Here is a 25,377-nt window from a genome sequence, read left to right on the forward strand (position 1 = left end):
GCGAGGAGCGCAGGGCACCGGTGCGGCGGTATCGCACCGGCTCGTGTCAGGCGGGAGCGGTTTTGGTTACTTTTGCCAAGACAAAAGTGACTCGCGCCAACAGGCGCGAAAGCTCTTGATCTTGCTCCTGCAGTTGCAGTTGCAGTTGCTCCTGCAGTTGCAGTTGCAGCTGCAGCTGCAGTTGCAGTTGCGGCTGCGGCTGCGGCTGCGGCAACCATCGCAGCAGCCCAACCCCCACAACGCCCCCCAATCAAGTCAATCAAACAACCCACCCTGCCGCGGCGCCGGCGCCAACTGCGCCCGCAACCGCTGCGGATCGTCCAAGCGCCGCCGCGGATGATGATCCACCACACTGACGAACGGCAGCACCTTCTTCATCGGCATCCGCAACCGCGCCAGATCCTCCACCCGCAACCGCGCATGCCGCCGCGACAGCAACAAACGCTCCACGTTGCGCGTGCCCAGGCCCGGCACCCGCAACAGCATCTCCCGCGCCGCCGTATTCAGATCCACCGGAAACCGCTCCGGATGGCGCAGCGCCCAGGCCAGCTTCGGATCCACGTCCAGATCGAGCATGCCGCTAGCCGCCTCCGGCGCGATCTCCTCCACCGAGAAATCGTAGAAGCGCAGCAGCCAGTCGGCCTGGTACAGGCGATGCTCGCGCTGCAGCGGCGGCGCCTGCAGCGGCAATTTCGACGACGCATCGGGGATCGGGCTGAACGCGGAGTAGTAGACCCGGCGCAGCCGGTAATTGCCGTAGAGATTGTGGCTGGTGCGCAGGATCGCGCGGTCGTCGGCCGCGTCGGCGCCGACGATCATCTGCGTGCTCTGCCCGGCCGGCGCGAAACGCGGCGGCTTGGCGCTGAGCTTGCGCTCGGCCTTGCGCGCCTCCTTGCTTTCCTCGATGCGCCAGCGCAGCTCGCCCATCGCCGCGCGGATGCCGCCGACGCTCTTTTCCGGCGCCAGCCGGGTCAGGCCCTGTTCGGTCGGCAGCTCGACGTTGATGCTGAGCCGGTCGGCGTAGCGGCCGGCCGCGGCCAGCAGTTCCGGCGCCGCATCGGGAATGGTCTTGAGATGGATGTAGCCGGCGAAGCGGTGTTCCTCGCGCAACTGCCGCGCCACCTCCACCAGCTGCTCCATCGTGTAGTCGCTGTTGCGGATGATGCCGCTGGACAGGAACAGGCCCTCGATGTAGTTGCGCTTGTAGAAGTCCAGGGTCAGCTTCACCACCTCGGCCGGGGCGAAGCGCGCGCGGCGCACGTTGCTGGACACGCGGTTGACGCAGTACGCGCAATCGAACACGCAGAAGTTGGTCAGCAGGATCTTCAGCAGCGACACGCAGCGGCCATCCGGCGTGTACGAATGGCAGATGCCCATGCCCTCGGTGCTGCCGATGCCGCCGCTGCGCAGCGAATGGCGCTTGTCCGCGCCGCTGGAGGCGCAGGAGGCGTCGTATTTGGCCGCGTCGGCGAGCACGGCGAGCTTTTCGAGGGTATTCACCCGCGGACGATGCCCGCCTGCCGTCTCAGCCTGTGAGACGGCGATGCGTCTTTTCCTTCACCGCGATGAACCGCTCAGGCGCGCGGCGGCGCGATGCTTGCGGTCGCGCTCAGGCCGCGGCGCGCTGCGCCGCGCCGTCGAAGCGGTACAGGTCCATCGCCAGCAGCCCGGCGTCGATGCCGGCATCGATGCGCTGCGCGCCCAGTCCAGCCTCGCCGGCCGCGCCCATCGCGAAGTAGATCGGCAGCCAATGCTCGTCGGTGGGATGCGCGCGTTCGGCGAACGGCGCCTGGCGGCGGTAGTCGAGCAGGGCCGGCAGGTCCTCGCGCCGCAAGGCCTGCTCCACCCAGTCGATGAACGGGCGCACGTAGGGCGCGTCCTTGCCCTCGGCGTAGCGGCCGAAGTCGTGCAGGTTGTGGGTGATGCTGCCCGAGCCGACCAGCAGCACGCCCTCCTCGCGCAGCGGCGCCAGCGCGCGGCCCATCGCCAGCTGGTGCGCCGGCCCCAGTTCCGGCTGGATCGACAGCGGCAGCACCGGGATGTCGGCCTGCGGGTACAGCAGCGACAGCGGCACCCACACGCCATGGTCCAGGCCGCGGCGCTCGTCCACGTAGGGCTGCAGGCCGGCGCGCTCGAGCCGCTCGGCGACCTCGCGCGCCAGCGCCGGCGCGCCCGGCGCCGGGTACTGCATCTCGTGCAGTTCGCGCGGGAAGCCGCCGAAGTCGTGGATGGTCTGCGGCTGCGCCGCCGCGCCGACCAGCGGCCGCCGCCCCAGCCAGTGCGCCGACGCCACCACGATGGCGCGCGGACGCGGCAGCGCCGCCGCCAGCTCGGCCAGCCGGGCGCCGACCAGGCCCGGATGCAGCGCGGTCATCGGCGAGCCGTGCGAGATGTACAGCGAGGGCAGACGGGACATGACGGGTTTCTCCAGGAGGACGAGGCGCTGCAGCCGGCGACCGGATGTCGCCGGGCCGGCGACGCCGGCGCGCAGCGGCCGCGCGGCGCGGCCATGGCAGCAGGAACACAGGGTATTCCCGACGCAGGGGGCGATAAATTACCCTCCGACCGGATATATATTTCAGGAACGGCAACAATGGATACGCTGGAGGCGATGCGCGTGTTCGTCACCGTGATCGACCGCAACGGCTTCAACGCCGCCGCCGACGCGCTGGGCATGTCCACCGCCAGCGTCACCCGGCAGGTGGCCTGGCTGGAGAAGCGGCTGGGCCTGCGCCTGCTCAACCGCACCACCCGCCGGGTCAGCCCGAGCAGCGTCGGCACTGCCTACTACCAGCGCTGCCAGGTGCTGCTGGCCGAGTTCGACGACATGGAGGCGGCGGTCGGCGAACAGGCGCTGACCCCGTCCGGCACGCTGCGGATCAACGCCCCCTTCAGCTTCGGCATCGCCCGGCTGGGGCCGCGCCTGGCCGGCTACCGCGCGCGCTACCCGCAGGTGGCGCTGGACCTGTCGCTGTCGGACCGGCTGGTGGACATCGTCGAGGAAGGCTACGACATGGCGATCCGCATCACCCGCCAGGTGGCGCCGACGCTGATCGCGCGCAGGCTCGGCGAGGCCCAGGTCCACCTGTACGCCGCGCCGGCCTACCTGCAGCGCGCCGGCACACCGCGCCTGGCCGCCGACATCGCCGGCCACGAATTCCTGACCTACAGCTACGTGCCGCTGGACGAGATCGCCCTGCACGGCCCCGACGGCGAGACCCGGGTGCGCGTGCAGGGCGGATTGCGCGCCAACAGCGGCGACGTGCTGCGCGAGGCCGCCATTGCCGGCATGGGCCTGGTCCTGCAACCGGACTTCATCGCCCAGGAGGCGCTGGAGGACGGCCGCCTGGTGCGCGTGCTGCCCGACCACCAGCTCGCCCCGATCGGCGTCTACGCGGTCTATGCCAGCCGCAGCCACCTGGCGCCGAAGGTGCGCAGCTTCATCGACTACCTGGTCGAGGTCGGCATCGAGCGCGAGATGCGCGGCGCCGCGGCGTCCTGATCCGCGCGCGGCCGCTACGCCGCGGCCACCGGTCGGACACAACATCCTGCGCGTGGCGATGATCGGAGCGGCGGCGCATGCGCACAATGCCCGCGCTTCGCCCCTTCCCCTTCATTCCAGGAGTTCGCCCATGAGCAAGATCGCGATCGTCTATTTCAGCGGCTACGGCCATACCGTCAAGCAGGCCGAGGCCGTGCACGCCGGCGCCGCCAGCGTCGGCGAGGCCACGCTGTACCGCATCGACCAGGACGGCAACCTGCCGGACGACGCCTGGGAGGCCATCGGCCAGGCCGATGCGATCGTCTATGGCAGCCCGACCTACATGGGCGGCCCGGCCTGGCAGTTCAAGAAGTTCGCCGACGCCAGCTCCAAGCCGTGGTTCACGCAGGCGTGGAAGGACAAGGTCGCCGCCGGCTTCACCAACTCGGCCTCGGTCAACGGCGACAAGTTCTCCACCATCGAATACTTCTGGACCCTGTCGCAGCAGCACGGCCAGATCTGGGTCGGCACCGGCCTGCCGCCGGCCAACACCAAGGCGCACGGCCCGGCCGACGTGAACTGGACCGCCGGCTTCGGCGGCGCGCTGGCGGTCTCGCCGTCGGACGCCTCGCCGGACGAGGCGCCGCGTGCCGGCGACCTGGAAACCGCGCGCCTGCTCGGCAAGCGCGTGGCCGAATACGCGGCCAAGCTCAAGGGCTGAGCCGCGTGACTGCGTCGCCACCGCAACGGTGGCGACGCGACCGCCCCGACAGCGGATCGTCGCCCGCGACGCATGCCTGGCCGTACGGCCATGCCGTCTCGGTCACGTCCCCTTGCCCGCGTCGCGGGCAACCGCCAGCTGCCGCTCGCGCATCCACAGGAACAAGGGCAGCGCCAGCGACACGCCGACCGTCAGCAGCGCCACGATCGGTAGCCAACGCCTGCGCATGCCCAGGCGACGGCCCTCGACCAACACCAGTGCGATCACCGTCATGGCCGCGACCAGCACATCGCACCAGGCGAAAAGCGATGGCGGCGAGGCCACGATCTGGCGCAGCAACAAAGGCAAGTCGAGTCCGTAGTGCTGCAGCCAAGGCCAGAAAGCCGCGAGCGGCAACACCGTTCCGACCACGCACAATCCCAGGTAGAGGCCACGCATCGCGCCGGCTCCTGCAACGAGTCAGCGCGAGCTTAACCTCACCCCGGCGCGTTCGCCGCGCGCATGTGGTCGATGAACGCGCGCAGCTTCGGCGCCAGGTGTTCGCGCGCCGGATAGTAGAGGTAGAAGCCGGCGAAGGGCTGCTGCCAGTCGTCGAGCACGCGCACCAGGCGGCCGGCGGCGACGTCGTCGGCGACCACCGATTCGAACCCCTGCGCCAGGCCCATGCCGGCCAGCGCGGCGGCATGGGTCAGGGCGCTGTCGTTGAACACCAGGGTGCCGCTCACCTCCACCTCGAAATCGCGGCCGTCGCGGGTGAACTCCCAGGCCATGCGCCGGCCATTGCTCATGCGGTGCACGATGCAGTCGTGGTCGACCAGGTCGGCCGGGGTCTGCGGCGGCCGATGGCGCCGGAAATAGGCCGGAGCGGCGCAGATCACCTGGCGCTGCATCGGCCCCAGCGGCACCGCGATCATGTCGCGCGCCAGGCACTCGCCGAGGCGGATGCCGGCGTCGAAGCCCTCGGCCACCACGTCCACCAGGGCCGGATCCACGCACAGCTCCACTTCGATCTGCGGATAGCGCGCCAGGAACGACGGCAGCCACGGCATCACCAGCTGGTCGGCCACCACCCGCGGCAAGGTGATGCGCAGGCGCCCGGCCGGGCGCTCGCGCACCGTGTCCAGGTCCAGGAACGCCGCCTCGATCTGCGCCAGGCCCGGCCGTACCCGTTCCAGGAAGCGCGCGCCATGTTCGCTCAGCGCCACCCGCCGCGTGGTCCGGTGCAGCAGGCGCACACCCAGCTGCGCCTCCAGCGCGCGCACCGTCTGCGACAAGGCCGAGGCCGAGACGCCGAGTTCGTCGGCGGCGCGGGTAAAGCTGGCGTGGTGGGCGACGCGGGCGAAGGCGACCACGGCAGGGAGGGGACTGGCGGCCATTGTGAAGCTCAACTTCAAGGAAGATGAAGACTATGCCAGTTTATCGTCTTGGTCGGGCGGCGCATCCTGCGCCTCCCGCGGTTCCGATCCGCTCGCCAGGAAGCTCCCCATGTCGCTCGACCACTACCGCCTGCTCGGCCGCTCCGGCCTGCGCGTCAGCCCCATTTCGCTGGGCACGATGACCTTCGGCAACGACTGGGGCTGGGGCGCCGACGCCGCCGAAGCCGGGCGCCTGTTCGCGCGCTACGTCGACCATGGCGGCAATTTCATCGACACCGCCAACACCTATACCAACGGCAGTTCCGAGACCCTGCTCGGCAAGTTCGCCGAAGGCCGCCGCGACCGCCTGGTGATCGCCAGCAAGTACACCCTCAACCCCTTCCCCGGCGACCCCAACGGCGGCGGCAACCACCGCAAGAACCTGCTGCAGTCGGTGGAGGCCAGCCTGAAGCGGCTGCGTACCGACTACCTGGACCTGCTGTACCTGCACATCTGGGACGACACCACGCCGGTGGAGGAAGTGATGCGCGGCTTCGACGACCTGGTCCGCGCCGGCAAGATCGTCTACGCCGGCATCTCCGACACGCCGGCCTGGCAGGTGGCGCGGATGCAGACCCTGGCCGACCTGCGCGGCTGGTCGCCGCTGGTGGCGCTGCAGATCGAATACAGCCTGGCGCAGCGCACGGTCGAAGCCGAGCTGGTGCCGATGGCCGAGGCGCTGGGCCTGGGCGTGCTGGCCTGGTCGCCGCTGACCATGGGCATCCTGACCGGCAAGTACAGCCGCCAGGACCTGGCCGCGGTGCAGCGCCGCGCCGCCGATGGCCAGGCCAGCGCCGAGCGCGGCGATGCCGCGCATGCGCACGAGATGCTGACCGAACGTGCGCTGGACATCGCCGACGTGGTCAAACAGGTCGCCGCGGAGATCGGCCATTCGCCGGCGCAGGTGGCGCTGGCCTGGCTGCTGCAGCGGCCTGGCGGCGGCGCGATCCCGATCGTCGGCGCACGCACCCTGGCGCAGCTGGACGACAACCTCGGCGCGCTGGAGCTGCAGCTGGACGCGCAGCAGCTGCAGCGGCTGGACGCGGTCAGCGCGGTGGCGCATCCGTTCCCGCACGCATTCGTGCGCCTGCCGATGCCGCGGCAGCTGGTGTCCGGCGGCACCCGCCTGCAGCCGCGCTCGCCGGCGCCCTGAACGCGGCCACCGCCGCGTGGGCGAACGCGGCGCTGACCTTGCGCAAACGTCCGCCATGGCATGGTCGGCGTCTGCGCAAGTCGCGGTGCGGCACGGCGCGTTTGCAGGATCGGACAAGAATCCTGCGCGATCGCGATAACGCACCGCGACGTGGCGCTCGCATCCTCTGCGCCCCGCGCGACGACACGGTCCGCACCGCATCGTTCTCCCGTTTCATCTTCCCCCCACCTCCCACCAGGAGCTTCCCGATGCAAACCCGCACCCTCGGCCGCAACGGCCCCCGCGTGTCCGCCCTCGGCCTCGGCTGCATGGGCATGAGCGCGTTCTACGGCGGCCGCAGCGACGATGCCGCCGCGATCGCGGTGATCCATGCCGCGCTGGACCACGGCGTCACCCTGATCGATACCGCCGACATGTACGGCCCGCACACCAACGAAGTGCTGGTCGGCAAGGCGCTGGCCGGGCGCCGCGACCAGGCGTTCCTGGCCACCAAGTTCGGGATCAAGCTGGACCCGAACGATCCGGCCGCGCGCGGCATCGACGGCCGCCCCGAGTACGTGCAGGCCGCCTGCGAGGCCAGCCTGCAGCGCCTGGGCGTGGACCACATCGACCTGTACTACCAGCACCGGGTCGACCCGACCGTGCCGATCGAGGACACCGTCGGCGCGATGGCGCGGCTGGTGGAACAGGGCAAGGTGCGCTTCCTCGGCCTGTCCGAGGCCGCCGCCGCGACCATCCGCCGCGCGCATGCGGTGCACCCGATCACCGCGCTGCAGAGCGAGTACTCGCTGTGGTCGCGCGACCCGGAGAGCGACGGCGTGTTCGCCACCGTGCGCGAGCTGGGCATCGGCTTCGTGCCCTACTCGCCGCTGGGCCGCGGCTTCCTGACCGGGGCGATCCGCTCGCCGGAGGACTTCGAGGCCGACGACTACCGCCGCCACTCGCCGCGCTTCCAGGGCGAGAACTTCGCCCGCAACCTGCAGCTGGTGGAACAGGTGCGCACCCTGGCCCAGGCCAAGGGCGTGACCCCCGGCCAGCTGGCGCTGGCCTGGGTGCTGGCGCAGGGCGAGGACCTGGTGCCGATCCCGGGCACCAAGCGCCTGGCCTACCTGGAAGAGAACCTGGGCGCGCTGCAGGTGACGCTGAGCGCGGAAGAACGCGCGCAGATCGAGGCGATCTTCCCGGCCGACGCCGCCGCCGGCACCCGCTACCCGCCGGCGATGATGGCCGCGTTGCAGCGCTGAGCGCTGCCGCGCGACGGCGGTGCGGCGTGGGCCGATTTGCCCGCGCCGCACCGCCCGTCGCATGATGCGGGGCGTGATCTCGTTCATCGTCCCCGCCCACGACGAAGCCGCCCTCATCGGCGACACCCTGGCGTCGCTGCACGTCGCCGCGCAGGCGCTGCGCCTGGACTTCGAAACCCTGGTGGTCGCCGACGCCTGCAGCGACGCCACCGCGCAGATCGCGCAACGCCACGGCGCGCAGGTGCTGGAGGTGCAGCTGCGGCACATCGCCGCCACGCGCAATGCCGGCGCCGCCGCCAGCCGCGGCCGCTATCTGCTGTTCGTCGATGCCGACACCCGCGTCAACACCCCGCTGCTGGCGGCGGCCCTGCGCGCGCTGCACACCGGTGCGGTCGGCGGCGGCGCGCAGGTGCAGTTGCTCGGCGCCATCGCCTGGCACGAACGCGTGGCGCAAACCCTGTTCGGCTGGTTGTTCCGCCGCACCGGCATCGCCCCGGGCTGCTTCCTGTTCTGCACGCGCAGTGCGTTCGACGCCGCCGGCGGGTTCGACGAACGCTACTACGCCGGCGAGGACGTGGCATTGAGCCGCGCACTGGCCCGGCGCGGCCGTTTCGTGATCCTGCGCGAGCCGGTGCACACCTCCGACCGCAAGCTGCGCAGCTTCAGCAAGCGCGAGCACCTGGGCCTGCTGCTGCAGTTGCTGCGCCGCGGCCGCGGCATGCTGCGCTCGCGCGACGCGCTCGGCTTCTGGTACGGGCAGCGCCGCGGGCGCTAGGGCGCACCGCCGATGTCCGCACAGGTTGCGTCGGGTCGGCAAAGCGGTTGCGCCCAACGCGGGCGACTTCCTACTCTCTGCAAATGAGCGAGAACAGCAACCTGGAGATCAGGAACGCGGCGATGGCGGACTGGCAGGCGATCGTGGCGCTGATGGCGGCGCTGGACTACGCCGGAACCGAGGACTTCATCGAGGCCCGCCTGGCGCAGCTCCTGGCGCATCCGGACGAGGCCCTGCTGGTGGCCGCCGCAGGGGACGGCGTCTTGGGGGTGTTGTCGCTGCATTTCCTGCCGCAGTTGGCATTGGCCGGCGACATCTGCCGCATCAGCTATTTCTGCGTCGACGATCGCGCGCGCGGCGCCGGGGTGGGACAGCGTTTGCTGGCAGAGGGCGAGGCGCTGGCGCGGCAGCGCGGCTGCGACCGCCTGGAGGTGCACTGCCATAGCCGGCGGCAACGGGCGCACGCCTTCTATCGGCGGGAAGGCTTTGTCGAAGCGCCCAAGTATTTCGCCAAGTCGCTGCGCGATTGAGGACTGTCTGAGGTCGCCAGCCGCAGACAGCGGCGCGATCTTCCCAAGGGCGGTTGCCGGCGCCGATCCGCTGGCAGTACGCTGCGCCCCCCTTGCGCGAGCTTTCGCAATGACCGTCGACCCCAGCAGGCCCATCGCGGTGCGCATCCTCGGCACGGGCGACTATCTGCCGGCCCGGCAGGTGAGCGCGGACGACTTCGACCGGCGCTGGGGCAAGCCCGCCGGCTGGACCCTGCGCCACGCCGGGGTCGGCGTGCGCCACTACGCCGGCGCCGACGAGCCGGCCTCGCTGATGGGCGAACGCGCCGCGCGCGCGGCGCTGGCGGCGGCGCAACTGGAACCGTCCCAGATCGATTGCGTGATCTCCGCCTGCAGCCTGATGGAGCAGGCGATCCCGTGCAGCGCCGCGCTGCTGCACGCCCGCCTCGGCCTGCAGGGCAGCGGGCTGCCCGCGTTCGACGTCAACGCCACCTGCCTGAGCTTCATCGCCGCGCTGGACCTGGCCGCCTGCGCGATCGCCGCCGGCCGCCACCGGCGCGTGCTGATCGTGTCCAGCGAGATCGCCAGCGCCGGACTGAACGGGGACGACGTGGACACCGCGCCGCTGTTCGGCGACGGCGCCGCGGCCGTGGTGCTGGGCGCGGACAGCGGCGACAGCGGCTCGCAGTTGCTGGCCGCGCGCCTGGAAACCTATTCCGAAGGCATCGCGCATTGCCAGGTCCGCGCCGGCGGCACCCGCCTGCACCTGGGACACGGCGTGGAGGCGCTGCGCGCCGGTTCGCTGTTCGAAATGAACGGCCGCGCCACCTATCGGCTCGCCGCCGCGAAGTTGCCGGGCTTCCTGCAACGGCTGCTGCACGCGGCCGGCGTCGAGCTGGAGCAGCTGCAGCGGATCGTGCCACACCAGGCCAGCGCCAAGGCCCTGCGCCACCTGCAGGTCGCGCTGCGGTTGGCGCCGGACACCCTGATCGACGTGATCGGCACGCGCGGCAACCAGATGGCGGCGTCGATCCCCGGCGCCCTGCACCAGGCCATCGCCAGCGGCCGCATCGTGCGCGGCGACCTGATCGGGCTGGTCGGCTCCGGCGCCGGGCTGGCGTTCGGCGGCGCGGTGCTGCGGTACTGACATGGCGCGCATCCTGGTCACCGGCGCCTCCGGCTTCATCGGCGCGCACATCGTCCGCACCCTCGCCGCCGAAGGCGCGCAGGTTCGCGCCAGCGGCCGCAATGCCACCGCGTTGGCCGCCTTCGCCGGCGACCCGCGCATCGACGTGGTGCGTGCCGAACTGTGCCGCGACGACCTGGCGCCGCTGCTGCACGGCTGCGACGCGGTGATCCACTGCGCCGCGCTGTCCGCGCCATGGGCCAGCGCCGAGGTGTTCCGCCAGGCCAACGTGGTCGCCACCGAACGCATGCTCGCCGCCGCACAACGCGCGCAGGTGCGACGCTTCATCCACTTCAGTTCGCCGAGCATCTATTTCCGCTTCGCCGACCAGTACCAGGTGGGCGAGGACTTCACCCCGCCGGCGCGCTGGATCGGCGGCTATCCGCAGACCAAGTGGGAAGCCGAGGAAAAGGTGCGCGCCGCCGCCGCGGCCGGACTGCCGGCGTTGGTGCTGCGCCCGCGCGCGGTGTTCGGCCACGGCGACAACGCGATCGTGCCGCGGCTGCTGGCGGTGGCGCAGCGCGGCTGGTTCCCGCTGGTGCACGGTGGGCGCGCGATGATCGACGTGTGCTGCGTGGAGAACGCGGTGGCCGCGGCCTTGGCCGCGTTGCGCGCCGAACACCTCGGCGACGGCCGCGCCTACAACATCAGCAACGGCACGCCGATCGCGGTGCGCGACCTGCTCACGCAGCTGTTCGCGGCGCTGCAGCTGCGCGTGCGCCTGCTGCCGGTGCCGCGCCGCCTGGCCCTGGCCTTGGCCACCGTCGGCGAGCAGATCGCGCTGCGCCGGCGCGGGCAACCGGAGCCGCGGCTGAGCCGCTACGGCATCGGCGTGCTCGGCTATTCGCAGACCCTGGACATCGGCCGCGCGCGACGCGAACTCGGCTACGCGCCGCTGCTGTCCACCGAGGCCGGGATCGCGGCCCTGGCCCGCGCATGAGCGCACCGACGCTGCGCTGGCGGCTGTACGAAGCCGGCCACTGCACCCATCCCGAACGCGCCACGCGCCGCGGCGCGGCGCTGGCGCCGTGCCAGTTCCCGGCCTTGGCGGCGCTGCTGCAGCACCCGGTGCACGGCAACCTGCTGTTCGACACCGGCTACTCGCAGCATTTTCTCGACGCCACCGCGCGCTTTCCCGAGCGCCTGTACCGCCTGCTGACGCCGGTGCATCTGGCGCCCGGGCAATCGCTGCGCGAACAGCTGGCCGCCGACGGCATCGACGCGGCGGCGATCGGCTGGATCGTGCTGTCGCATTTCCACGGCGACCATGTCGGCGGCGTGGCCGACTTCGCGCAGACGCGCATCGCCTGCGCGCAACAGGCCTGGGACGACCTGCAGCGGCGCGGGCGGCTGGCGGCGCTGCGCGAAGGCTTCCTGCCGGCGCTGCTGCACGGCAGCCGCGCGCGCATGCACTGGTTCGAAGCGCTGCCGGCGTGCCCGGCACCCGCGGCGCTGCGCGCCTTCGGCACGCTGCGCGACCTGTTCGGCGACGGCAGCGTGCTGCTGGTGCCGCTGCCCGGGCACGCGCCCGGCCACCATGGGCTGTGGTTCGAGGACGCGCACGGGCCGGTGTTCCTGGTCGCCGATGCGGCCTGGTCCAGCGCCGCGATCGCCGACGGCACGCCGCCGCCGGCGCTGGTCACCCACCTGCTCGGCGAACACCGCGTCTACCGCGACACGCTGGCGCGGCTGCATGCGCTGCGTCTTGCCGAACCGGCGCTGCGCATGGTGCCCTCGCATTGCCGGCAATGGCGGCCGGCCGCGCACACGGCCGCCGATGGCTAGCGCGCCGGCCGTGCTGATCACCGGCGCACGCGCGCCGGTGGCGCTGGACCTGGCGCGCCGCTTCGCCGCCCAGGGCTGGCGCGTGCACCTGGCCGACAGCGTGGCCTGCCGCCTCTCCGGCTGGTCGCGCGCGGCCGCCGCCAGCCATCGCATCGCCCCGGCGCGCTACGCCCCGGCCGCCTATATCGCCGACCTCAATGCGCTGGTCGCGCGCGAGCGCATCGCGCTGCTGCTGCCGACCTGCGAGGAAGTGTTCTATCTGGCGCGCTACCGGCAGGTGCTGCCGGCGCAGCTGGACGTGCTGGTGGGCGCATTCGACACGCTGCGCGCGCTGCACAGCAAGTGGCAATTCCTGCAGATGGCGCGCACGGTCGAGGCCGACGTGGACGTGCCGGACAGCGCGCGGGTGCGCAGCCTTGCGCAGGCGCGCGACTGGGCCGGCACCGCGCCGCTGGTGCTGAAGCCGGAGTACTCGCGCTTCGGCGTGCACGTGCGCGTGCATCCGCACGGCTTGCCCGCCGGCGCGCCGCCATTGCCCGAACAGGGCGACTGGATCGCGCAACGCCATTGCGCCGGCGAGGAACGCTGCTCGTACGCGGTGGCCCGCGACGGCGTGCTGCTGGCGCATGCGGTATACCGGCCGCGCTACCGCCTGCAGCGCAGCTCCAGCTATTACTTCGACGCCGCGCCGTCGCCGCAGATCGAGCGCTTCACCGCGCAACTGGTCGGCAAGCTCGGTTTCAGCGGACAACTCTCCTTCGACTGGATCGTCTCGGCGCAGGGCCGCCACAGCGTGATCGAATGCAATCCGCGCGCGACCAGCGGCCTGCACCTGTTCGCCGCGGCCGACCCGCTGGTCGCGGCACTGGACGGCAGCCGCCGCGAGCCGGCCGCGGTCGTGCGCCCGGCGCCGACGCGCGCGGCGATGCTCGGGCCGTTGATGCTCGGCGTCGCGCTGCCGGCCGCGCTGCGGCACGGCCGACTGCAGCAATGGCGCCACGACTACGCCCGTGCCGACGACGTGCTGGCGCCGCGCGGCGATCGGCGCCCATTGGCCGGCGCGCTGCGCGACCTGGGCAGCCATGCGCGGCTGGCGCTGGCGCAGCGCTGCACCCTGCGCGAGGCCTCCACCCGCGATATCGAATGGGACGGCGAGGCCCTGCCGCCGCCATGACCGACGCCGCCGACGCCGGTGCCGACTACGCCGTGCAGGCGCAGCGCTTCGCCGAACTGCATGCCGGCGGCGATGCGCAGGGCGTGGCCGGCAATCTGTACGCGCGCATCGAGATGCTGCAGGCCGGCGCGCTGTCGATGCCGGTCACGGTGAGCGAGGAGCGCGCGGGCAATGCCTGGGTGTGTTCGCCGCGCACCACCTATGCCGACTACGCCGCCGAGGAGGCCGCGCGCCTGTTGCCGCCGGCATTGGCCGCGCCGCTGCGCGGCCTGTGCGGCGGCATCGGCGCGTGGCTGGACTGGGCGCGCATCGACCGCGCGGTCATCCTCAACAACTGGCTGCTGTCCACCAACCTGTACCCGCCGCTGCCGCGCGGCGGATTGCGCGCCCTGCTGGACGCCGCACGCGCGCGCTGGCCGGACCATGCGCTGTGGTTCCGCTCGCTCAATCGGGTGGACACGCCGCACTGGCTGGACGCGCTGCAGGCGGAAGGCTTCACCCTGATCGGCAGCCGCCAGGTGTATCTGTACGACGACTGGCCGGCGCTGCTGCAGCACCGCGACCTGGCCCGCGACCTCAAGCTGACCGCACGCACCGACCTGCAACGCTGCGGCAACGGGGCCATCGGCGAAGCCGACTATCCGCGCATCGCCGCGCTGTACGCGCAGCTGTACCTGGACAAGTATTCGCGCTGCAATCCGGCCTACCACGCCCGGTTCCTGCGCGCCTGGCACCGCGCAGGATTGCTGCGCTTCGACGGCTTCCGCGGCGAGGACGGTGCGCTGGCCTGCATAACCGGCCTGTTCGGAATCGGCCGCACGCTGACCGCGCCGATCGTCGGCTACGACCTGCAACAGCCGCAGCGGCTGGCGCTGTACCGCACGCTCACCGCCTGCGGGTTCGAGCATGCGCTGCGGCACGGTCGCCGGCTCAACCAGAGCGCCGGCGCGGCCAGTTTCAAGCGCCAGCGCGGCGGCACCCCGGTGATCGAATACAGCGCGGTGGATGCGCGCCACCTGCCGTTGCGCCGGCGCCAGCCGATCACCGCGCTCGGCGCGCTGACCCAACGCATCGGCGTGCCGCTGATGCGACGCTACCGGTTATGAGGCCTGCCCCCGAAGTCGTATGAAAATGAAGAACCTTTGCGATTATCACGCGCGCGGGCAACGCCCCCCGCATGGATGCCCGAGCACGTTCGGCCTGGTCGCCGTCTCCGGTTCGAGCGCACCAAAGATTTCCTAAAGACCCGGCGTGCGATGCCGATAATGCCGGTGCTCTCTCATGCCAGGGGGATGGACGGACCGAATCGACCCTGCCCGCTGGACTGCCACGCCGCGACCGGAGAAACGACCCTCCGCGCGATCACCGCTGTCAGGCCCGCGCACGCATGCGCATCGGTCGATACCGGATTACATTTTCGCGAAGGAAATGGCCGCAAACGCGCCGCTCGCATATTCTCGCTGCCTTATACTGGGCGGCACCTGAAAATCGTTTCTGCCGCGGATCGGGGGACCTGTGGAATGGATTGCACACCTGGCTCACGCTGGCACCTTGCTGATCGTCAATGCATTGCTGGCGGCGGTCTCGTCGGCGGTGTTCCTTGGCATTCATTTGACTGGACGCAAGGCGAAGCAGGTCGGCGGACTGGCGCTTCTCAGCCTGAGCTACGGCATCTTTGCAGCGGGCTTTTTCCTTCTGCTGCTGCCGGTAGCGCCGCAGCACGATGACGCGCTGACCCTGATCGGCAACCTGACGCTCGACATCGCCACGGTGTTGACGCTGGTTGCGGTGAACGCCTATCTGCGCCGGCCGCTGCTGCCATGGCCGATCCTGGTTGCGACGGCGGTTCTGGGCACCGCGGAAATCTATTTCCTGCATGAAGCCGGCGACAACCACAAGATAATGGTGATCTTCGGCTGCACGCTGCGCGGCCTGCTGACTGTCGCCACGGGCATGGCGCTGTGGCGCTGCGACGACGCGATCGTGCGCACCGCGGCGCGCTTCACGGCCGCGTTCCATTTCCTGTGGGCGTTCATGCTGGCGATGCGCATCGCATGGTGGTCGATCCATCCGTCCGCGGACACGGGTCACGACCCGACCACGACCTTCGGCCTGCTCTCGCGCATGGTGCTGACCTCGATCATCACCCCCGGGTTCCTGTGGATGCTGACCCGGCAGATGAATGCGGAGTTGATTCGCCACGCCTCGCAGGACTCGCTCACCGGCGTCGCCAACCGCCGCGTCATGTGGGAAAAAGGCGAATCGGCCACACAGGAGGCGCGCGACAGGAATGCGCCGATCGCGGTGCTGATGATCGACGTCGACCACTTCAAGACGATCAACGACCGCCTGGGCCACGCCGTGGGCGACCAGGTGCTGATCGCCATCGCCGACACGCTGGCGCGGCATATACGCAGCCCGGACCTGCTGGCCCGGGTCGGCGGCGAAGAGTTCATGGTGCTGATCCCGCATGGCGACGAACCGGTGGTACGCGACATCGCCGAACGCCTGCGGCGCACGATCGAACGCCAGGACATTCCCGCCGCGTCCAGCGCCGCCGTCGCCTGCACGGTCAGCATCGGCTACTGCATCTCGGCACAGGCGCAGATCGAGTGGCAGAAGCTGGTCGTCATCGCCGACCAGGCCTTGTATGCGGCCAAGCGCGGCGGACGCAACCGGGTCACCGGAACGATCGTCGCCTAGCGCACCGCCAGCGTTCGAGCACGCATCCGGACATGCGCATGCCGCGCATGCGACGCTATGCGCCATGAACGACTGGCATCCCTCGCTGTACCGGCACTGGTTCGCCGTCGCCCGCGCCGACACGCTGCGCCAGCGGCCGCTGGCGGTGACGGTGATGGACCGGCATGCGGCGATCGCGCGCTGCGCCGACGGCAGCCTGCTGGCGCTGGAAGACCGCTGCCCGCATCGGCATGCGCCGCTGGCGGCCGGCTGCGCCACTGGCGATGGCCTGGCCTGCCCGTACCACGGCTGGCGCTTCGGCCGCGACGGCGCGCTGCGCGAGATCCCCGGCATGCCGCCCGGGCAGGCGTTGCCGGCGGTGCGGGTGCGCGCATTCGCCGCGCGCGAACACGATGGGCTGATCTGGCTGCGCCCGGATCCCGACGGCGACGCGCGGCCGGCGCCGCTGGTGCAGGCCTTGCAACCGCCGGCGCGGCGCTTCCTGTGGCGCACGCGCTGGGACGCGCACGTGGTCGATGCGCTGGAGAACTTCCTCGACCCGCTGCACACCCATCTGCTGCATCCGGGCCTGGTGCGCCGCGGCGGCGCGCGCAGCGCGATGCGCGCCAGCCTGCAGACCACGGGCGAAGGCTTCCATGTCGACTACGCCGGCGCCGCCGCGCAGAGCGGCTGGCTGTACCGCTTGTTCGAGTCGCCGCGCACGCTGGAACGCGCGCATTTCGCCGCGCCCGGCAGCGCGCAGATCGAGTACCGCTACGCCCGCGGCGGCCGCGTGCGCATCACCCTGCACTTCACCCCGGTCGGCCCGCGCAGCACCGAGGTGTTCGCCAGCCTGCACGTGGACGGGCGCTGGGCGCCGGCGTGGGCGGTGCGCTGGCTGGTGTGGCCGCTGCTGCGCAAGGTCGGCGAGCAGGACCGGCGCATGCTCGCGCTGCAGTCGCGCAACCTGCAGCGCTATCCGGGCGCACGCGGCGCCTCCACCGTGCTGGACCTGGTGCGCGAACCGCTGCGCCGCTACTGGGACGGCGAACCGCTGCCCGCGCCCGGCGCGCGGCACGCCATCGATCTCATGCTGTAGCTTTCTCGCGCGCGCCCAGCGCGTCGATCACCTGCGCCAGTGGCGCCGGCCGTCCCAGCAGATAGCCCTGCACATGGTCGCAGCCGTGCGCGCGCAGCCACTGCAGCTGCGCCTCGGTCTCCACGCCTTCGGCGACCACCTCCAGGCCCAGGCTGCGGCCGAGCGTGAGCAAGGCCTCGCAGATCGACGCGTTGCGCGCGTCGCGATCCACCTCGGCGACGAAGCTGCGATCGATCTTCAGCGTATCCAGCGGCAGGTCGCGCAGGTAGGCCATGCTGGAGAAGCCGGTGCCGACATCGTCCAGCGCCACGCACACGCCCAGCGCACGCAGCTGCCGCAACACCTCCAGCGCCTGCTGCGGCTGCCGCATCAGGCTGCTTTCGGTCAGTTCCAGGTGCAGGCCATCGGCGGCCAGGCCGGCATCGGCGCAGGCCTGCACCAGGTCCGCGACCAGGTCGCCGTCGAAGAACTGCAGCGCCGACACGTTCACCGCCACCGGCAGCTCGGCCCAGCCGTGCTGCGTCAACTGGCGCCGCGCCTGCGCGGCGGCCTGCAGCACCCAGCGGCCGAGCGGCAGGATCAGCCCGGTGTCCTCGCACAGCTGGATGAACTGGTCCGGGGCGATGCAGCTGCCGTCGGCCTGCGGCCAGCGGATCAACGCCTCGAGCAGGCGCGGCGCGCCGCTGTCGGCGCGCAGGATCGGCTGGAAATGCAGTTCGAACTCCTGCCGCGCGATCGCCTGATGGATGCGCCCGGCCAGGCGCAGGCGTTCGCCGATGCGCGCGGACATGCTGCGTTCGAAGCGGGCGACGCTGCGCCCCTCGGCCTGCGCCGCATGCGCGGCCTGCGCGGCGCTGCCGATGGTCTCCTCGGCGCCCGCGGCATCGTCCGGGCACAGCGCCACGCCGATGTGCGCCTGCAGCTGCTGGGTGAAGCCGCCGCCCTGCACCGGCGCGGACACCGCCTCGAGCAGCGCCTGCAGCGCCTGCGGCAGCTGCCGCGGATCCAGCACCGCCAGCACGAAATCCTGCGACGGCTGGTGCGCGGTCAGGCCGAACCGTTCGCCCAGCCCGCGCAGCCGCGCCGCCACCGCGCAGCGCACCGCATCGCCGGCGGCGCGGCCCAGGGTGTCGCCGATCAGCGCCAGCCCGCGCAGCTGCACGTAGGCCACCGCATAGCCGCCCTCCTGGCGCGCGTTCAATGTTTCGGCCAGGGCACGCGGATTGAGCAGCCCGGTGGTGACGTCGTGGCTGGCGCGGAACGCCAGCTCGCGCTCGTCGGCCATGCGCTGGCTGACGTCCTCGGCCAGGATCAGCCGCGCCGGCACGCCGCCGAAGTCCAGGTCGGCGCTGTGGATCCGCACCGACAGCAGGCTGCCGTCCTTGCGCCGGTGAACCCACACGCTCGGTTCGTCGAAGCCGTCGCGCGGCTTGCGCACGTCCTCGATCAGCCGTGCGGCCTCGCTGGGCGGGCGCAGGTCGAGCAGGGTCATGCCCAAAAACTCGTCGCGGCTGTAGCCGTACTGGCGGATCGCGGCCTGGTTCACCTCCAGGAAGCGCAGGCTTTCCACCGCGAACAGCCAGAACGGCAGCGGGTTGCGCTCGAACACCAGCCGGAACTGGCGCTCGGCGTCGAACAGCCGCGCCTGCACCTCGAGCCGTTCGCTGACGTCCTGCACCGCGCCGGTCATGCACACCCCGTCGCGCCCCTGCACCCGCGCGCCGCGCACGGCCAGCCAGCGCAGGCGCCCATCGGGCAGGTACGCGCGGTACACCGTGTTGTATTCGCTGCGCCCCTGCATCGCATCCTGGAACAGGCGGGAGACGCGCGTGCGATCGTCGTCGTGCACGCAGGCCAGGAACGCATCGAAGGTCGTGCGCAGCAGCGGCCTGCCGAACATGGCGCCGGTGGGTTCGGCGATCAGCAAGTGGTGCTGGTCCGCCTCCACCCGCCAGGTGCCGATGCCGCCCATCTCGTGCGCCAGGCGCAGGTCCTCGTCGCCGCGGCGCAAGCGCTCCAGCAGCTGGCGCTGGCGGTCTTCGGCGCGGCGCAGGCTGCCCAGCAGGTAGGCGAATCCGGCCAGGTACAGCAGATAGACCGACAGCGCGGCGCCGGCGAACCACCACCACGGCGCCAGCGCCTCGCGCACCGCCAGCCCGGCCACCGCCAGCAGCGGATAGTCGCCTCCGCCGCTGACCGCCAGCATGCGCGCCTGCTGGCCGAACACCGCGCGGTGCATGCCCAGCGCGCTGCCCTGCGGCAGCCCGCGCACCAGGCCCAGGGGCAGCCGCACGCGGGTACCGGTGGCGCCGGCGGCGGGGCTGCTGGCCGCAAGCAGGACCCCATGCGTGTCGGTCAGCGCGACCACGCCGTCGCGCCCGGCATCGACCCCGCCGACGATGCGTTGCAGCGCCGCGACCCGCCAGGTCGCCACCACCCAGTCGCCCGACGCCAGCGGCAACGCGAGGCGCACCACCGTTTCGCCGTCGGCCAGATGCTGGTACGGGCCGACGAACACATCGTCGCCATTGCGGCGCGAACCCAGCGCCCATTGGCGTACGCCTGGATCGCCGGACCCACCGAACCGGCGCTGGCCCTGCGCATCCAGCAGCGCGACATCGTGCAGTTCCGGATGGCGCAGCAACAATCCGCGCAACGACGCCTCGATCAGTTCCGGTGCCCGCGCCGGCGCGTCGGCCAACAGCGCCTCGGCGCCCACGCCTTCGCCGCGCAGCGCCTGGCTGAGGTTGTCCAGCTCCAGCTGCAGCAGCCGGTCGGCGCCGGTCGCCAGCGCCAGGCTCTGCCGCTGCGCGGCGGCCAGGCGGGTGTCGCGGTCCTGCACCAGCACGTAGGCCAGCCCGCAGGCCAGCAGCACCGCCAACCCCAGGCCCCAGACCAGGATCGCGCGCAACGGCGCCCGCAACGCGCGCCGCAGGCGCTGCCTGAAGCGGACGTCGCGCGTCTTGTCGGCGGAGGAGCGCGGATGCAGCATAGGTGCTGCTTAGAGCGGCTCCGACACGCCATTCTTGAATCGCCCTGGCATCCAGGCCTGCGCTTGCGGCAAGCACCTCCGTCGCCGCACATGAACAATACAGTCGGCAATGGGGAATCACGCTCCGGCTCGCTTGCACAGTTGGGGATCTCGGCGCATGCCGCACCGCTTCGAGCGAGGGTACCGCTATCGGGCGAATGCAGGCACTCGCCGCTCCGCGCGGGCTGATGCCCCCAACTTCCGCCAAGATCCCCAAAAAAAACGCTGCGTGACGGTAAAATGCGCAAGGAGGGAGCGGGCCGGCAAGGGTGGTCCCATTCGGCGATCGAATGGGGCACAAGCGAACGCGCGACCTCCATGCCTCCCTTTTGGACTCCAGGCCGCAGTGGCAAGCCTTCCGCGCAATCGCCCCCCCTCTACTTTCATGAACGAGAGTCATGAAATCCTCGCGGCCTGCCTCGCGGCCTTTGCGATCTTCCTGGCAACGTCGGCGGCATCGTTGATGCTCGCCAAACAATTCTCGCTGCGCTTCTCCGTCGCCGCCTGCATCATCGGTGGCGTGGCGGCGGCGACGCTGCTGGCGACGGCGGTCCACGCGATCGGCTGCTATCGGCGCCTGGACCAGCCCGGGCAGCGCCTGCACCTGATCGGCGCACTGGCGCTGGCACTGGCTGGCGGCTGGCTGGCGATGTCGATCAACCGCCCCGATATCGACGACTCCATCTACGTGCCGAAGGCGGTGTATTACGTCGAGCATCCGGATGCTCCGATCGACTCCAGCGTGAATTGGCTGGCCGGCCTCGAGCGAACGCCCCAATCCGGCGTCTTCCCCTACTACGAGCTCACCCAGGCAGCACTTTCCTGGCTCGGCGGCCGCCCGTATCTGGACGTGTACCACGTGCTGTTTCCGGGAATCGTCGGTTTCCTGATGTGCGCCGCGGCGATCGTCGTCATCGGCTCGTTCGAAACGCGTCCCCGCACGGTCCTGATCTGCAGCGCCTTCTACCTGCTGTTGCTGCTGGCGCTTGGGGAGTCGCATCGCGCCTACGGCAACCTGAGCATCGCCCGCGCCTTCCATGGCAAGTACATGTTCCTGTCCGTGGGCGTGCCTGCGTGGATCTACTTCTCGCTGCGCTATCTGCGCCAGCCGCGGTCGAGCACATGGCTGATCCTTGCAGCGCTTGGCATCGGCATGGCCGCCGCCACGCCGACGGCGATGGTGTTTCTGCCGTTCCTGGCGATGACCCTGGCCCTGGCGATCCACGTACAGGAATCCAGGCCCTTCACCCCGATCGCGGCGCTGCTGCCGGCGGTGCGCTATGGCGCTTCCCTGGCGCCGCTGGTGCTGATGGCGATCGGCTTTCGCTTCTACGCGGTAGACAACATCGCCGCAGGCAGCCAGATCAACGCCGGCTTCCCGAAGTCGTTCGCGGATCAATTGCGCCTGATCGTCAATCCGGACTACCCGCTGACCCCGGTGCTGTTCGTGGCCTCGCTCGCGCTGATTCTCGCGCTCTCCCCGTATCGGCGCTTTTTCGCCACCTGGGTGATAACGCTGTGCGTGCTGCTGCTGAATCCGTGGGTGTCGCATTTCGTCATGCTGCACCTGACCACCGAGAACATCTATTGGCGGATGTTCTACCTGCTTCCGTTTCCGCTGCTCGCGGCACTGGCGCTGGCGCCGCTGGCGAATGCCGGCCGCACCGGCCCGATCTGGGCGGCGCTGTGCCTGGCCGCTGCCGGCCTGCTGGCGACGATCGGGCCGACCTCGGTGCTGCGGCACGACAATGGCGCAACGCTCGCCTTGCCGGGATACAAAATAGGTCCAGCGGACCGGGCTTCCGCGCAGCAGTTCGTTGATCGCGCCGCGCCCGGTTCGGTGCTGGCCCCCATCGGGATCGCCAGCAACGTGCTGCTGCTGTCGTCGCATTTTCCGCAGTATTTCATGCGCGAAGACTATCTCGGCCTGATGATGGCGAGCGTACCGGCGCCCATTTCCTTCCAGCAGAGACTGGATGCCGCCTTCTACCTGTACCGGAATGGCAAAACGCCGGAGGCGGAGAATGCCTTCCGGGCCATGATCGCTGCAGCCGATGGGCCGCGGCACGTGCTGGTTCCCGTCAATGCGGATCACCACGACGCCATCGCTTCCCAGCTCGCCGCTGCAGGCTATCGCCGGGCATTCGCGGTGGCGGGCGGGTACGACGTATTCAGCCATACACCAAGGCGCCAGAAGTGACCAAGAAAGTCGCCATCCTGCAATCCAACTACATCCCCTGGAAGGGCTATTTCGACTTGATCGCCGCGGTCGACGAGTTCGTGCTGTACGACGACATGCAGTACACCCGCCGCGACTGGCGCAACCGCAACCAGATAAAGACCCCGCAAGGCGTGCAATGGTTGACCGTACCGGTCCTGACCAAGGGCAAGTACCATCAGCGCATTGCCGACACCGAACTGGACGGGCACGAATGGGCCGAACTGCACTGGCGCTCGCTCGCGCAGAACTATCGCCGCGCCCCGTATTTCGATGAGATCGCGGCCTGGCTGCAACCGCTCTACCTGGAACCCCACACCCATCTTTCGCGGATGAACCGGCGCTTCCTGGAAGCGATATGCGGCTATCTGCAGATCGACACCGTCATCAGCAGCTCGTCCGACCATGCGTTGCTGGACGCGAAGACCGAGCGCCTGGCCGATCTGTGCGCGAAAGTCGGGGCCACGACCTACATTTCCGGCCCCTCGGCAAAGAACTACATCGACGAAGACGTGTTCCGGCAGTACGGCATCGACCTGGTCTGGTTCGACTACGCCGGCTATCCCGAATACCCGCAACTATGGGGCGACTTCGTGCACGGCGTGAGCATCCTCGACCTGCTCTTCAATTGCGGCCCGGACACGCACAGGTACATGAGGCACATACATCCATGAAGCTCTCGATCGTCTCCACGCTCTACCAGTCCGCGCCCTACATCGCCGACTTCCATCGGCGCGCAAGCCTCGCTGCGCAGCGACTGGTCGCGGACGACTACGAGATCGTCCTGGTCAACGACGGCTCTCCGGACCACAGCCTGGACCTGGCGATCGCCTTGAGCGCAGCCGATCCGCACGTCGTGGTCGTGGATCTCTCGCGCAATTTCGGCCACCACAAGGCGATGATGACCGGCCTGGCGCATGCCGCCGGCGAGCTGGTGTTCCTGATCGACAGCGACCTGGAGGAAGAACCCGAATGGCTCGCCGCGTTCGCCGACGAGCTGCAGCGCCATGAGGCCGACGTCGTGTTCGGGATGCAGGTGCAGCGCAAGGGCAATGCGTTCGAGCGGGTCAGCGGGCAGTGGTTCTATCGCGCGTTCAAGCTGCTGACCGGCATGGCGCTCCCGGAAAACGTGGTCACGGCGCGCCTGATGCGCAGGCGCTACGTGCAGGCGCTGGTGGCGCATCGCGAACGCGAGGTGTTCATGGCCGGCCTGTGGCATATCACCGGCTTCAGGCAGCACCCGTCTCCGGTCACCAAGCACAGCACCAGCCAGACCACTTACACCCTGCGCCGCAAGCTCTCGCTGTTGGTGAATTCGGTCACTTCGTTCAGCAATACGCCGCTGGTCGGCATCTTCTACGTCGGCGTGGCGATTTCGCTGATGGCGCTGGCCTACAGCGCCTACCTGCTGGTGCAATGGGCATTCCTGGCACGACCGCTCAGCGGTTGGACCTCGGTGATGGCATCGATCTGGCTGCTCGGTGGCATGATCATCTCCTTCATCGGCGTCATCGGCATCTACCTGTCGAAGATCTTCTCCGAAACCAAGCAGCGCCCCTATACGATCGTGAGGCAGATCCATGCACAACGACACGACTGAGCTGCTCGCCGACGTCGCCGGCTATTACAGCGACAAGCTGGCCCGGCACGGGCAGACGGCGCGCGGTGTCGACTGGAACGGCGAGGACAGCCAGACCCTGAGGTTCGCCCAGCTCTGCACGCTGGTCGGCAACGACGGCGCATTCTCGGTGAACGACCTGGGCTGCGGCTACGCCGCACTCTACGACTACCTGCGGGTGCGACACGCCGGCGTGGACTACGCCGGCTTCGACGTCTCCGCCGACATGGCCGCCGCTGCGGCCAAGCGGCACGAGGCCGACCCCAACGCCAGGTTCGTCGTCGCCGCGGAACCCGACCGCATTGCCGACTACGGCATGGCCAGCGGCACTTTCAACGTGCGGCTCGGCCACGACCCGGCACGCTGGCAGTCCTACGTGGAAGCCACGCTGGACGTCCTCGACCGGACCAGCCGCGCCGGCTTCGCGTTCAACTGCCTGACCAGCTATTCCGACCATGACCGCATGCGCGAGCATCTCTACTATGCCGATCCCTGCAGGTACTTCGATCTGTGCAAGCGCCGCTATTCGCGCAATGTCGCGCTCCTGCACGATTACGATCTGTATGAATTCACCATCCTGGTGAGGAAACCGCTGTGAGCAAACAACCACTGGTCATTTTCGGCGCGGGCGACATCGCGCAACTGGCGCACTACTACTTCAGCACCGACTCGGACTACGAGGTGGTGGCGTTCACGATCGATGCCGAGTACATCACCGACAGCCACTTCTGCGGATTGCCGGTGGTGGCGTTCGATCGCCTCGCCGCGTCCTATCCGCCCGAAGCCAACGACATCTTCATCGCGCTGAGCTACTCCAAGCTCAACGCGATCCGCAAGGAGAAGTACCTGGCCGCCAAGTCGGCCGGCTATCGGCTCGCCAGCTACATCAGCTCGCACGCCACCGTGCTCAACGACGGCCGGATCGGCGACAACTGCTTCCTGCTGGAAGACAACACCATCCAGCCGTTCGTGCGGATCGGCGACAACGTCACGCTGTGGAGCGGCAACCATATCGGCCATCATTCCACGATCGGCAGCCACTGCTTCCTCGCCTCGCATATCGTCGTTTCCGGCGGCGTGGAGATCGGCGAGCAATGCTTCATCGGGGTGAACGCGACGCTGCGCGACCACATCCGCATCGGCGACAGAACCGTGGTCGGTGCCGGCGCCCTGCTGCTGGGCGATGCCGAGCAGGAAGGCCTGTATATCGGTGCCGCGACCGAGCGATCCCCCGTCCCCAGCACGCGACTGAGAAAGATATGACCTGCCGACACGCAGCAAACGCA

At 70.1% G+C, this 25,377-nt stretch carries 24 protein-coding genes; 18 read left to right on the plus strand and 6 right to left on the minus strand.

Translation table 11 applies throughout. The features are described from left to right. Nucleotides 1-46 precede the first annotated feature (46 nt). The 3 genes from AB3X10_RS19810 to AB3X10_RS19820 form a co-directional block, all read right to left on the minus strand. Nucleotides 47-214, minus strand: coding sequence for a hypothetical protein (locus AB3X10_RS19810; RefSeq protein WP_369977113.1), 168 nt, complete (start codon nucleotides 212-214; stop codon nucleotides 47-49). Nucleotides 215-255: 41 nt separating this feature from the next. Beyond that, entirely contained in the window at nucleotides 256-1,500 is a 1,245-nt protein-coding gene (locus AB3X10_RS19815; RefSeq protein WP_369977114.1) for a putative DNA modification/repair radical SAM protein, read from the minus strand. 109 nt (nucleotides 1,501-1,609) lie between these two features. Continuing rightward, nucleotides 1,610-2,416: a DODA-type extradiol aromatic ring-opening family dioxygenase gene (locus AB3X10_RS19820; RefSeq protein WP_369977115.1), complete on the minus strand. Its 807-nt coding sequence runs from the start codon at nucleotides 2,414-2,416 to the stop codon at nucleotides 1,610-1,612. A 177-nt stretch (nucleotides 2,417-2,593) separates the two neighbouring features. Here AB3X10_RS19820 and AB3X10_RS19825 point away from each other — a divergent pair, with 177 nt between their 5' ends. After that, the gene (locus tag AB3X10_RS19825) at nucleotides 2,594-3,502 is read left to right on the plus strand and encodes a LysR family transcriptional regulator (RefSeq protein ID WP_369977116.1); all 909 of its coding nucleotides are present in this window, start codon (nucleotides 2,594-2,596) and stop codon (nucleotides 3,500-3,502) included. Between the two features lie 130 nt (nucleotides 3,503-3,632). Further along, nucleotides 3,633-4,202 (plus strand): flavodoxin family protein, encoded by a 570-nt coding sequence (locus AB3X10_RS19830; RefSeq protein ID WP_369977117.1) that lies wholly within the window; start codon nucleotides 3,633-3,635, stop codon nucleotides 4,200-4,202. Nucleotides 4,203-4,304: 102 nt separating this feature from the next. On the opposite strand, the gene AB3X10_RS19835 is transcribed toward AB3X10_RS19830, so the two are convergent. Together AB3X10_RS19835 and AB3X10_RS19840 are read right to left on the minus strand one after the other, a co-directional pair. Next, the gene (locus AB3X10_RS19835) at nucleotides 4,305-4,640 is read right to left on the minus strand and encodes a DUF2834 domain-containing protein (RefSeq protein ID WP_369977118.1); all 336 of its coding nucleotides are present in this window, start codon (nucleotides 4,638-4,640) and stop codon (nucleotides 4,305-4,307) included. A gap of 38 nt (nucleotides 4,641-4,678) precedes the next feature. Then, on the minus strand, nucleotides 4,679-5,578 hold the full coding sequence (locus AB3X10_RS19840) for a LysR family transcriptional regulator (protein ID WP_369977119.1): 900 nt from the start codon (nucleotides 5,576-5,578) through the stop codon (nucleotides 4,679-4,681). Between the two features lie 109 nt (nucleotides 5,579-5,687). On the opposite strand from AB3X10_RS19840, the gene AB3X10_RS19845 reads away from it, so the two are divergent. The 11 genes from AB3X10_RS19845 to AB3X10_RS19895 all read left to right on the plus strand — a co-directional run bounded on the left by AB3X10_RS19845 (nucleotide 5,688) and on the right by AB3X10_RS19895 (nucleotide 17,224). After that, nucleotides 5,688-6,770, plus strand: a complete 1,083-nt coding sequence (locus AB3X10_RS19845; RefSeq protein WP_369977120.1) for an aldo/keto reductase — start codon at nucleotides 5,688-5,690, stop codon at nucleotides 6,768-6,770. A gap of 248 nt (nucleotides 6,771-7,018) precedes the next feature. Further along, nucleotides 7,019-8,014: an aldo/keto reductase gene (locus tag AB3X10_RS19850; RefSeq protein ID WP_369977121.1), complete on the plus strand. Its 996-nt coding sequence runs from the start codon at nucleotides 7,019-7,021 to the stop codon at nucleotides 8,012-8,014. A 73-nt stretch (nucleotides 8,015-8,087) separates the two neighbouring features. Beyond that, on the plus strand, nucleotides 8,088-8,789 hold the full coding sequence (locus tag AB3X10_RS19855; RefSeq protein WP_369977122.1) for a glycosyltransferase: 702 nt from the start codon (nucleotides 8,088-8,090) through the stop codon (nucleotides 8,787-8,789). 122 nt (nucleotides 8,790-8,911) lie between these two features. Further along, nucleotides 8,912-9,319, plus strand: coding sequence for a GNAT family N-acetyltransferase (locus tag AB3X10_RS19860; RefSeq protein ID WP_369977123.1), 408 nt, complete (start codon nucleotides 8,912-8,914; stop codon nucleotides 9,317-9,319). 109 nt (nucleotides 9,320-9,428) lie between these two features. Beyond that, complete coding sequence (locus AB3X10_RS19865) at nucleotides 9,429-10,445, plus strand: 3-oxoacyl-[acyl-carrier-protein] synthase III C-terminal domain-containing protein (RefSeq protein ID WP_369977124.1); 1,017 nt, start codon at nucleotides 9,429-9,431, stop codon at nucleotides 10,443-10,445. A 1-nt stretch (nucleotide 10,446) separates the two neighbouring features. Continuing rightward, nucleotides 10,447-11,424 (plus strand): NAD-dependent epimerase/dehydratase family protein, encoded by a 978-nt coding sequence (locus AB3X10_RS19870; RefSeq protein WP_369977125.1) that lies wholly within the window; start codon nucleotides 10,447-10,449, stop codon nucleotides 11,422-11,424. Beyond that, nucleotides 11,421-12,269, plus strand: coding sequence for an MBL fold metallo-hydrolase (locus tag AB3X10_RS19875; RefSeq protein WP_369977126.1), 849 nt, complete (start codon nucleotides 11,421-11,423; stop codon nucleotides 12,267-12,269). Before AB3X10_RS19870 ends, AB3X10_RS19875 begins: the two co-directional genes overlap by 4 nt. Further along, nucleotides 12,262-13,443, plus strand: coding sequence for an ATP-grasp domain-containing protein (locus AB3X10_RS19880; protein WP_369977127.1), 1,182 nt, complete (start codon nucleotides 12,262-12,264; stop codon nucleotides 13,441-13,443). The genes AB3X10_RS19875 and AB3X10_RS19880 overlap by 8 nt, the downstream gene beginning before the upstream one ends. Next, nucleotides 13,440-14,549 carry a hypothetical protein gene (locus AB3X10_RS19885; RefSeq protein WP_369977128.1) on the plus strand — a complete coding sequence of 370 codons (1,110 nt, stop codon included), beginning with the start codon at nucleotides 13,440-13,442 and terminating at the stop codon, nucleotides 14,547-14,549. The genes AB3X10_RS19880 and AB3X10_RS19885 overlap by 4 nt, the downstream gene beginning before the upstream one ends. 463 nt (nucleotides 14,550-15,012) lie before the next feature. Next, nucleotides 15,013-16,146, plus strand: coding sequence for a diguanylate cyclase (locus AB3X10_RS19890; RefSeq protein WP_369977129.1), 1,134 nt, complete (start codon nucleotides 15,013-15,015; stop codon nucleotides 16,144-16,146). Between the two features lie 64 nt (nucleotides 16,147-16,210). Continuing rightward, nucleotides 16,211-17,224 (plus strand): Rieske 2Fe-2S domain-containing protein, encoded by a 1,014-nt coding sequence (locus tag AB3X10_RS19895; protein ID WP_369977130.1) that lies wholly within the window; start codon nucleotides 16,211-16,213, stop codon nucleotides 17,222-17,224. Here AB3X10_RS19895 and AB3X10_RS19900 read toward each other — a convergent pair. Next, entirely contained in the window at nucleotides 17,214-20,216 is a 3,003-nt protein-coding gene (locus AB3X10_RS19900) for an EAL domain-containing protein (protein WP_369977131.1), read from the minus strand. The two genes, AB3X10_RS19895 and AB3X10_RS19900, sit on opposite strands and share 11 nt — an antisense overlap. A 424-nt stretch (nucleotides 20,217-20,640) precedes the next feature. Between AB3X10_RS19900 and AB3X10_RS19905 the strand changes: the two genes are divergently transcribed. From AB3X10_RS19905 to AB3X10_RS19925, 5 genes are read left to right on the plus strand one after another with little or no spacing between them, the layout of a single operon-like run. Next, on the plus strand, nucleotides 20,641-22,455 hold the full coding sequence (locus tag AB3X10_RS19905) for a DUF6077 domain-containing protein (RefSeq protein ID WP_369977132.1): 1,815 nt from the start codon (nucleotides 20,641-20,643) through the stop codon (nucleotides 22,453-22,455). Then, nucleotides 22,452-23,147, plus strand: a complete 696-nt coding sequence (locus AB3X10_RS19910; protein WP_369977133.1) for a WbqC family protein — start codon at nucleotides 22,452-22,454, stop codon at nucleotides 23,145-23,147. The genes AB3X10_RS19905 and AB3X10_RS19910 overlap by 4 nt, the downstream gene beginning before the upstream one ends. Further along, nucleotides 23,144-24,073: a glycosyltransferase family 2 protein gene (locus AB3X10_RS19915; protein WP_369977134.1), complete on the plus strand. Its 930-nt coding sequence runs from the start codon at nucleotides 23,144-23,146 to the stop codon at nucleotides 24,071-24,073. The genes AB3X10_RS19910 and AB3X10_RS19915 overlap by 4 nt, the downstream gene beginning before the upstream one ends. Further along, entirely contained in the window at nucleotides 24,054-24,689 is a 636-nt protein-coding gene (locus AB3X10_RS19920) for a class I SAM-dependent methyltransferase (RefSeq protein ID WP_369977135.1), read from the plus strand. The genes AB3X10_RS19915 and AB3X10_RS19920 overlap by 20 nt, the downstream gene beginning before the upstream one ends. Next, nucleotides 24,686-25,354 carry an acetyltransferase gene (locus tag AB3X10_RS19925; protein WP_369977136.1) on the plus strand — a complete coding sequence of 223 codons (669 nt, stop codon included), beginning with the start codon at nucleotides 24,686-24,688 and terminating at the stop codon, nucleotides 25,352-25,354. Before AB3X10_RS19920 ends, AB3X10_RS19925 begins: the two co-directional genes overlap by 4 nt. Nucleotides 25,355-25,377: the final 23 nt, after the last annotated feature.

Source organism: Xanthomonas sp. DAR 80977, from assembly GCF_041240605.1.
In the GTDB taxonomy this organism is placed as follows: domain Bacteria; phylum Pseudomonadota; class Gammaproteobacteria; order Xanthomonadales; family Xanthomonadaceae; genus Xanthomonas_A; species Xanthomonas_A bundabergensis.

Coding starts and splice junctions, on each gene's coding strand:
- AB3X10_RS19820 (WP_369977115.1), bottom strand. CDS start 2,416: ATGTCCCGTCTGCCCTCGCTGTACATCTCGCACGGCTCGCCGATGACC.
- AB3X10_RS19825 (WP_369977116.1), top strand. CDS start 2,594: ATGGATACGCTGGAGGCGATGCGCGTGTTCGTCACCGTGATCGACCGC.
- AB3X10_RS19830 (WP_369977117.1), top strand. CDS start 3,633: ATGAGCAAGATCGCGATCGTCTATTTCAGCGGCTACGGCCATACCGTC.
- AB3X10_RS19835 (WP_369977118.1), bottom strand. CDS start 4,640: ATGCGTGGCCTCTACCTGGGATTGTGCGTGGTCGGAACGGTGTTGCCG.
- AB3X10_RS19840 (WP_369977119.1), bottom strand. CDS start 5,578: ATGGCCGCCAGTCCCCTCCCTGCCGTGGTCGCCTTCGCCCGCGTCGCC.
- AB3X10_RS19845 (WP_369977120.1), top strand. CDS start 5,688: ATGTCGCTCGACCACTACCGCCTGCTCGGCCGCTCCGGCCTGCGCGTC.
- AB3X10_RS19850 (WP_369977121.1), top strand. CDS start 7,019: ATGCAAACCCGCACCCTCGGCCGCAACGGCCCCCGCGTGTCCGCCCTC.
- AB3X10_RS19860 (WP_369977123.1), top strand. CDS start 8,912: ATGGCGGACTGGCAGGCGATCGTGGCGCTGATGGCGGCGCTGGACTAC.
- AB3X10_RS19865 (WP_369977124.1), top strand. CDS start 9,429: ATGACCGTCGACCCCAGCAGGCCCATCGCGGTGCGCATCCTCGGCACG.
- AB3X10_RS19870 (WP_369977125.1), top strand. CDS start 10,447: ATGGCGCGCATCCTGGTCACCGGCGCCTCCGGCTTCATCGGCGCGCAC.
- AB3X10_RS19875 (WP_369977126.1), top strand. CDS start 11,421: ATGAGCGCACCGACGCTGCGCTGGCGGCTGTACGAAGCCGGCCACTGC.
- AB3X10_RS19880 (WP_369977127.1), top strand. CDS start 12,262: ATGGCTAGCGCGCCGGCCGTGCTGATCACCGGCGCACGCGCGCCGGTG.
- AB3X10_RS19885 (WP_369977128.1), top strand. CDS start 13,440: ATGACCGACGCCGCCGACGCCGGTGCCGACTACGCCGTGCAGGCGCAG.
- AB3X10_RS19895 (WP_369977130.1), top strand. CDS start 16,211: ATGAACGACTGGCATCCCTCGCTGTACCGGCACTGGTTCGCCGTCGCC.
- AB3X10_RS19900 (WP_369977131.1), bottom strand. CDS start 20,216: ATGCTGCATCCGCGCTCCTCCGCCGACAAGACGCGCGACGTCCGCTTC.
- AB3X10_RS19905 (WP_369977132.1), top strand. CDS start 20,641: ATGAACGAGAGTCATGAAATCCTCGCGGCCTGCCTCGCGGCCTTTGCG.
- AB3X10_RS19915 (WP_369977134.1), top strand. CDS start 23,144: ATGAAGCTCTCGATCGTCTCCACGCTCTACCAGTCCGCGCCCTACATC.
- AB3X10_RS19920 (WP_369977135.1), top strand. CDS start 24,054: ATGCACAACGACACGACTGAGCTGCTCGCCGACGTCGCCGGCTATTAC.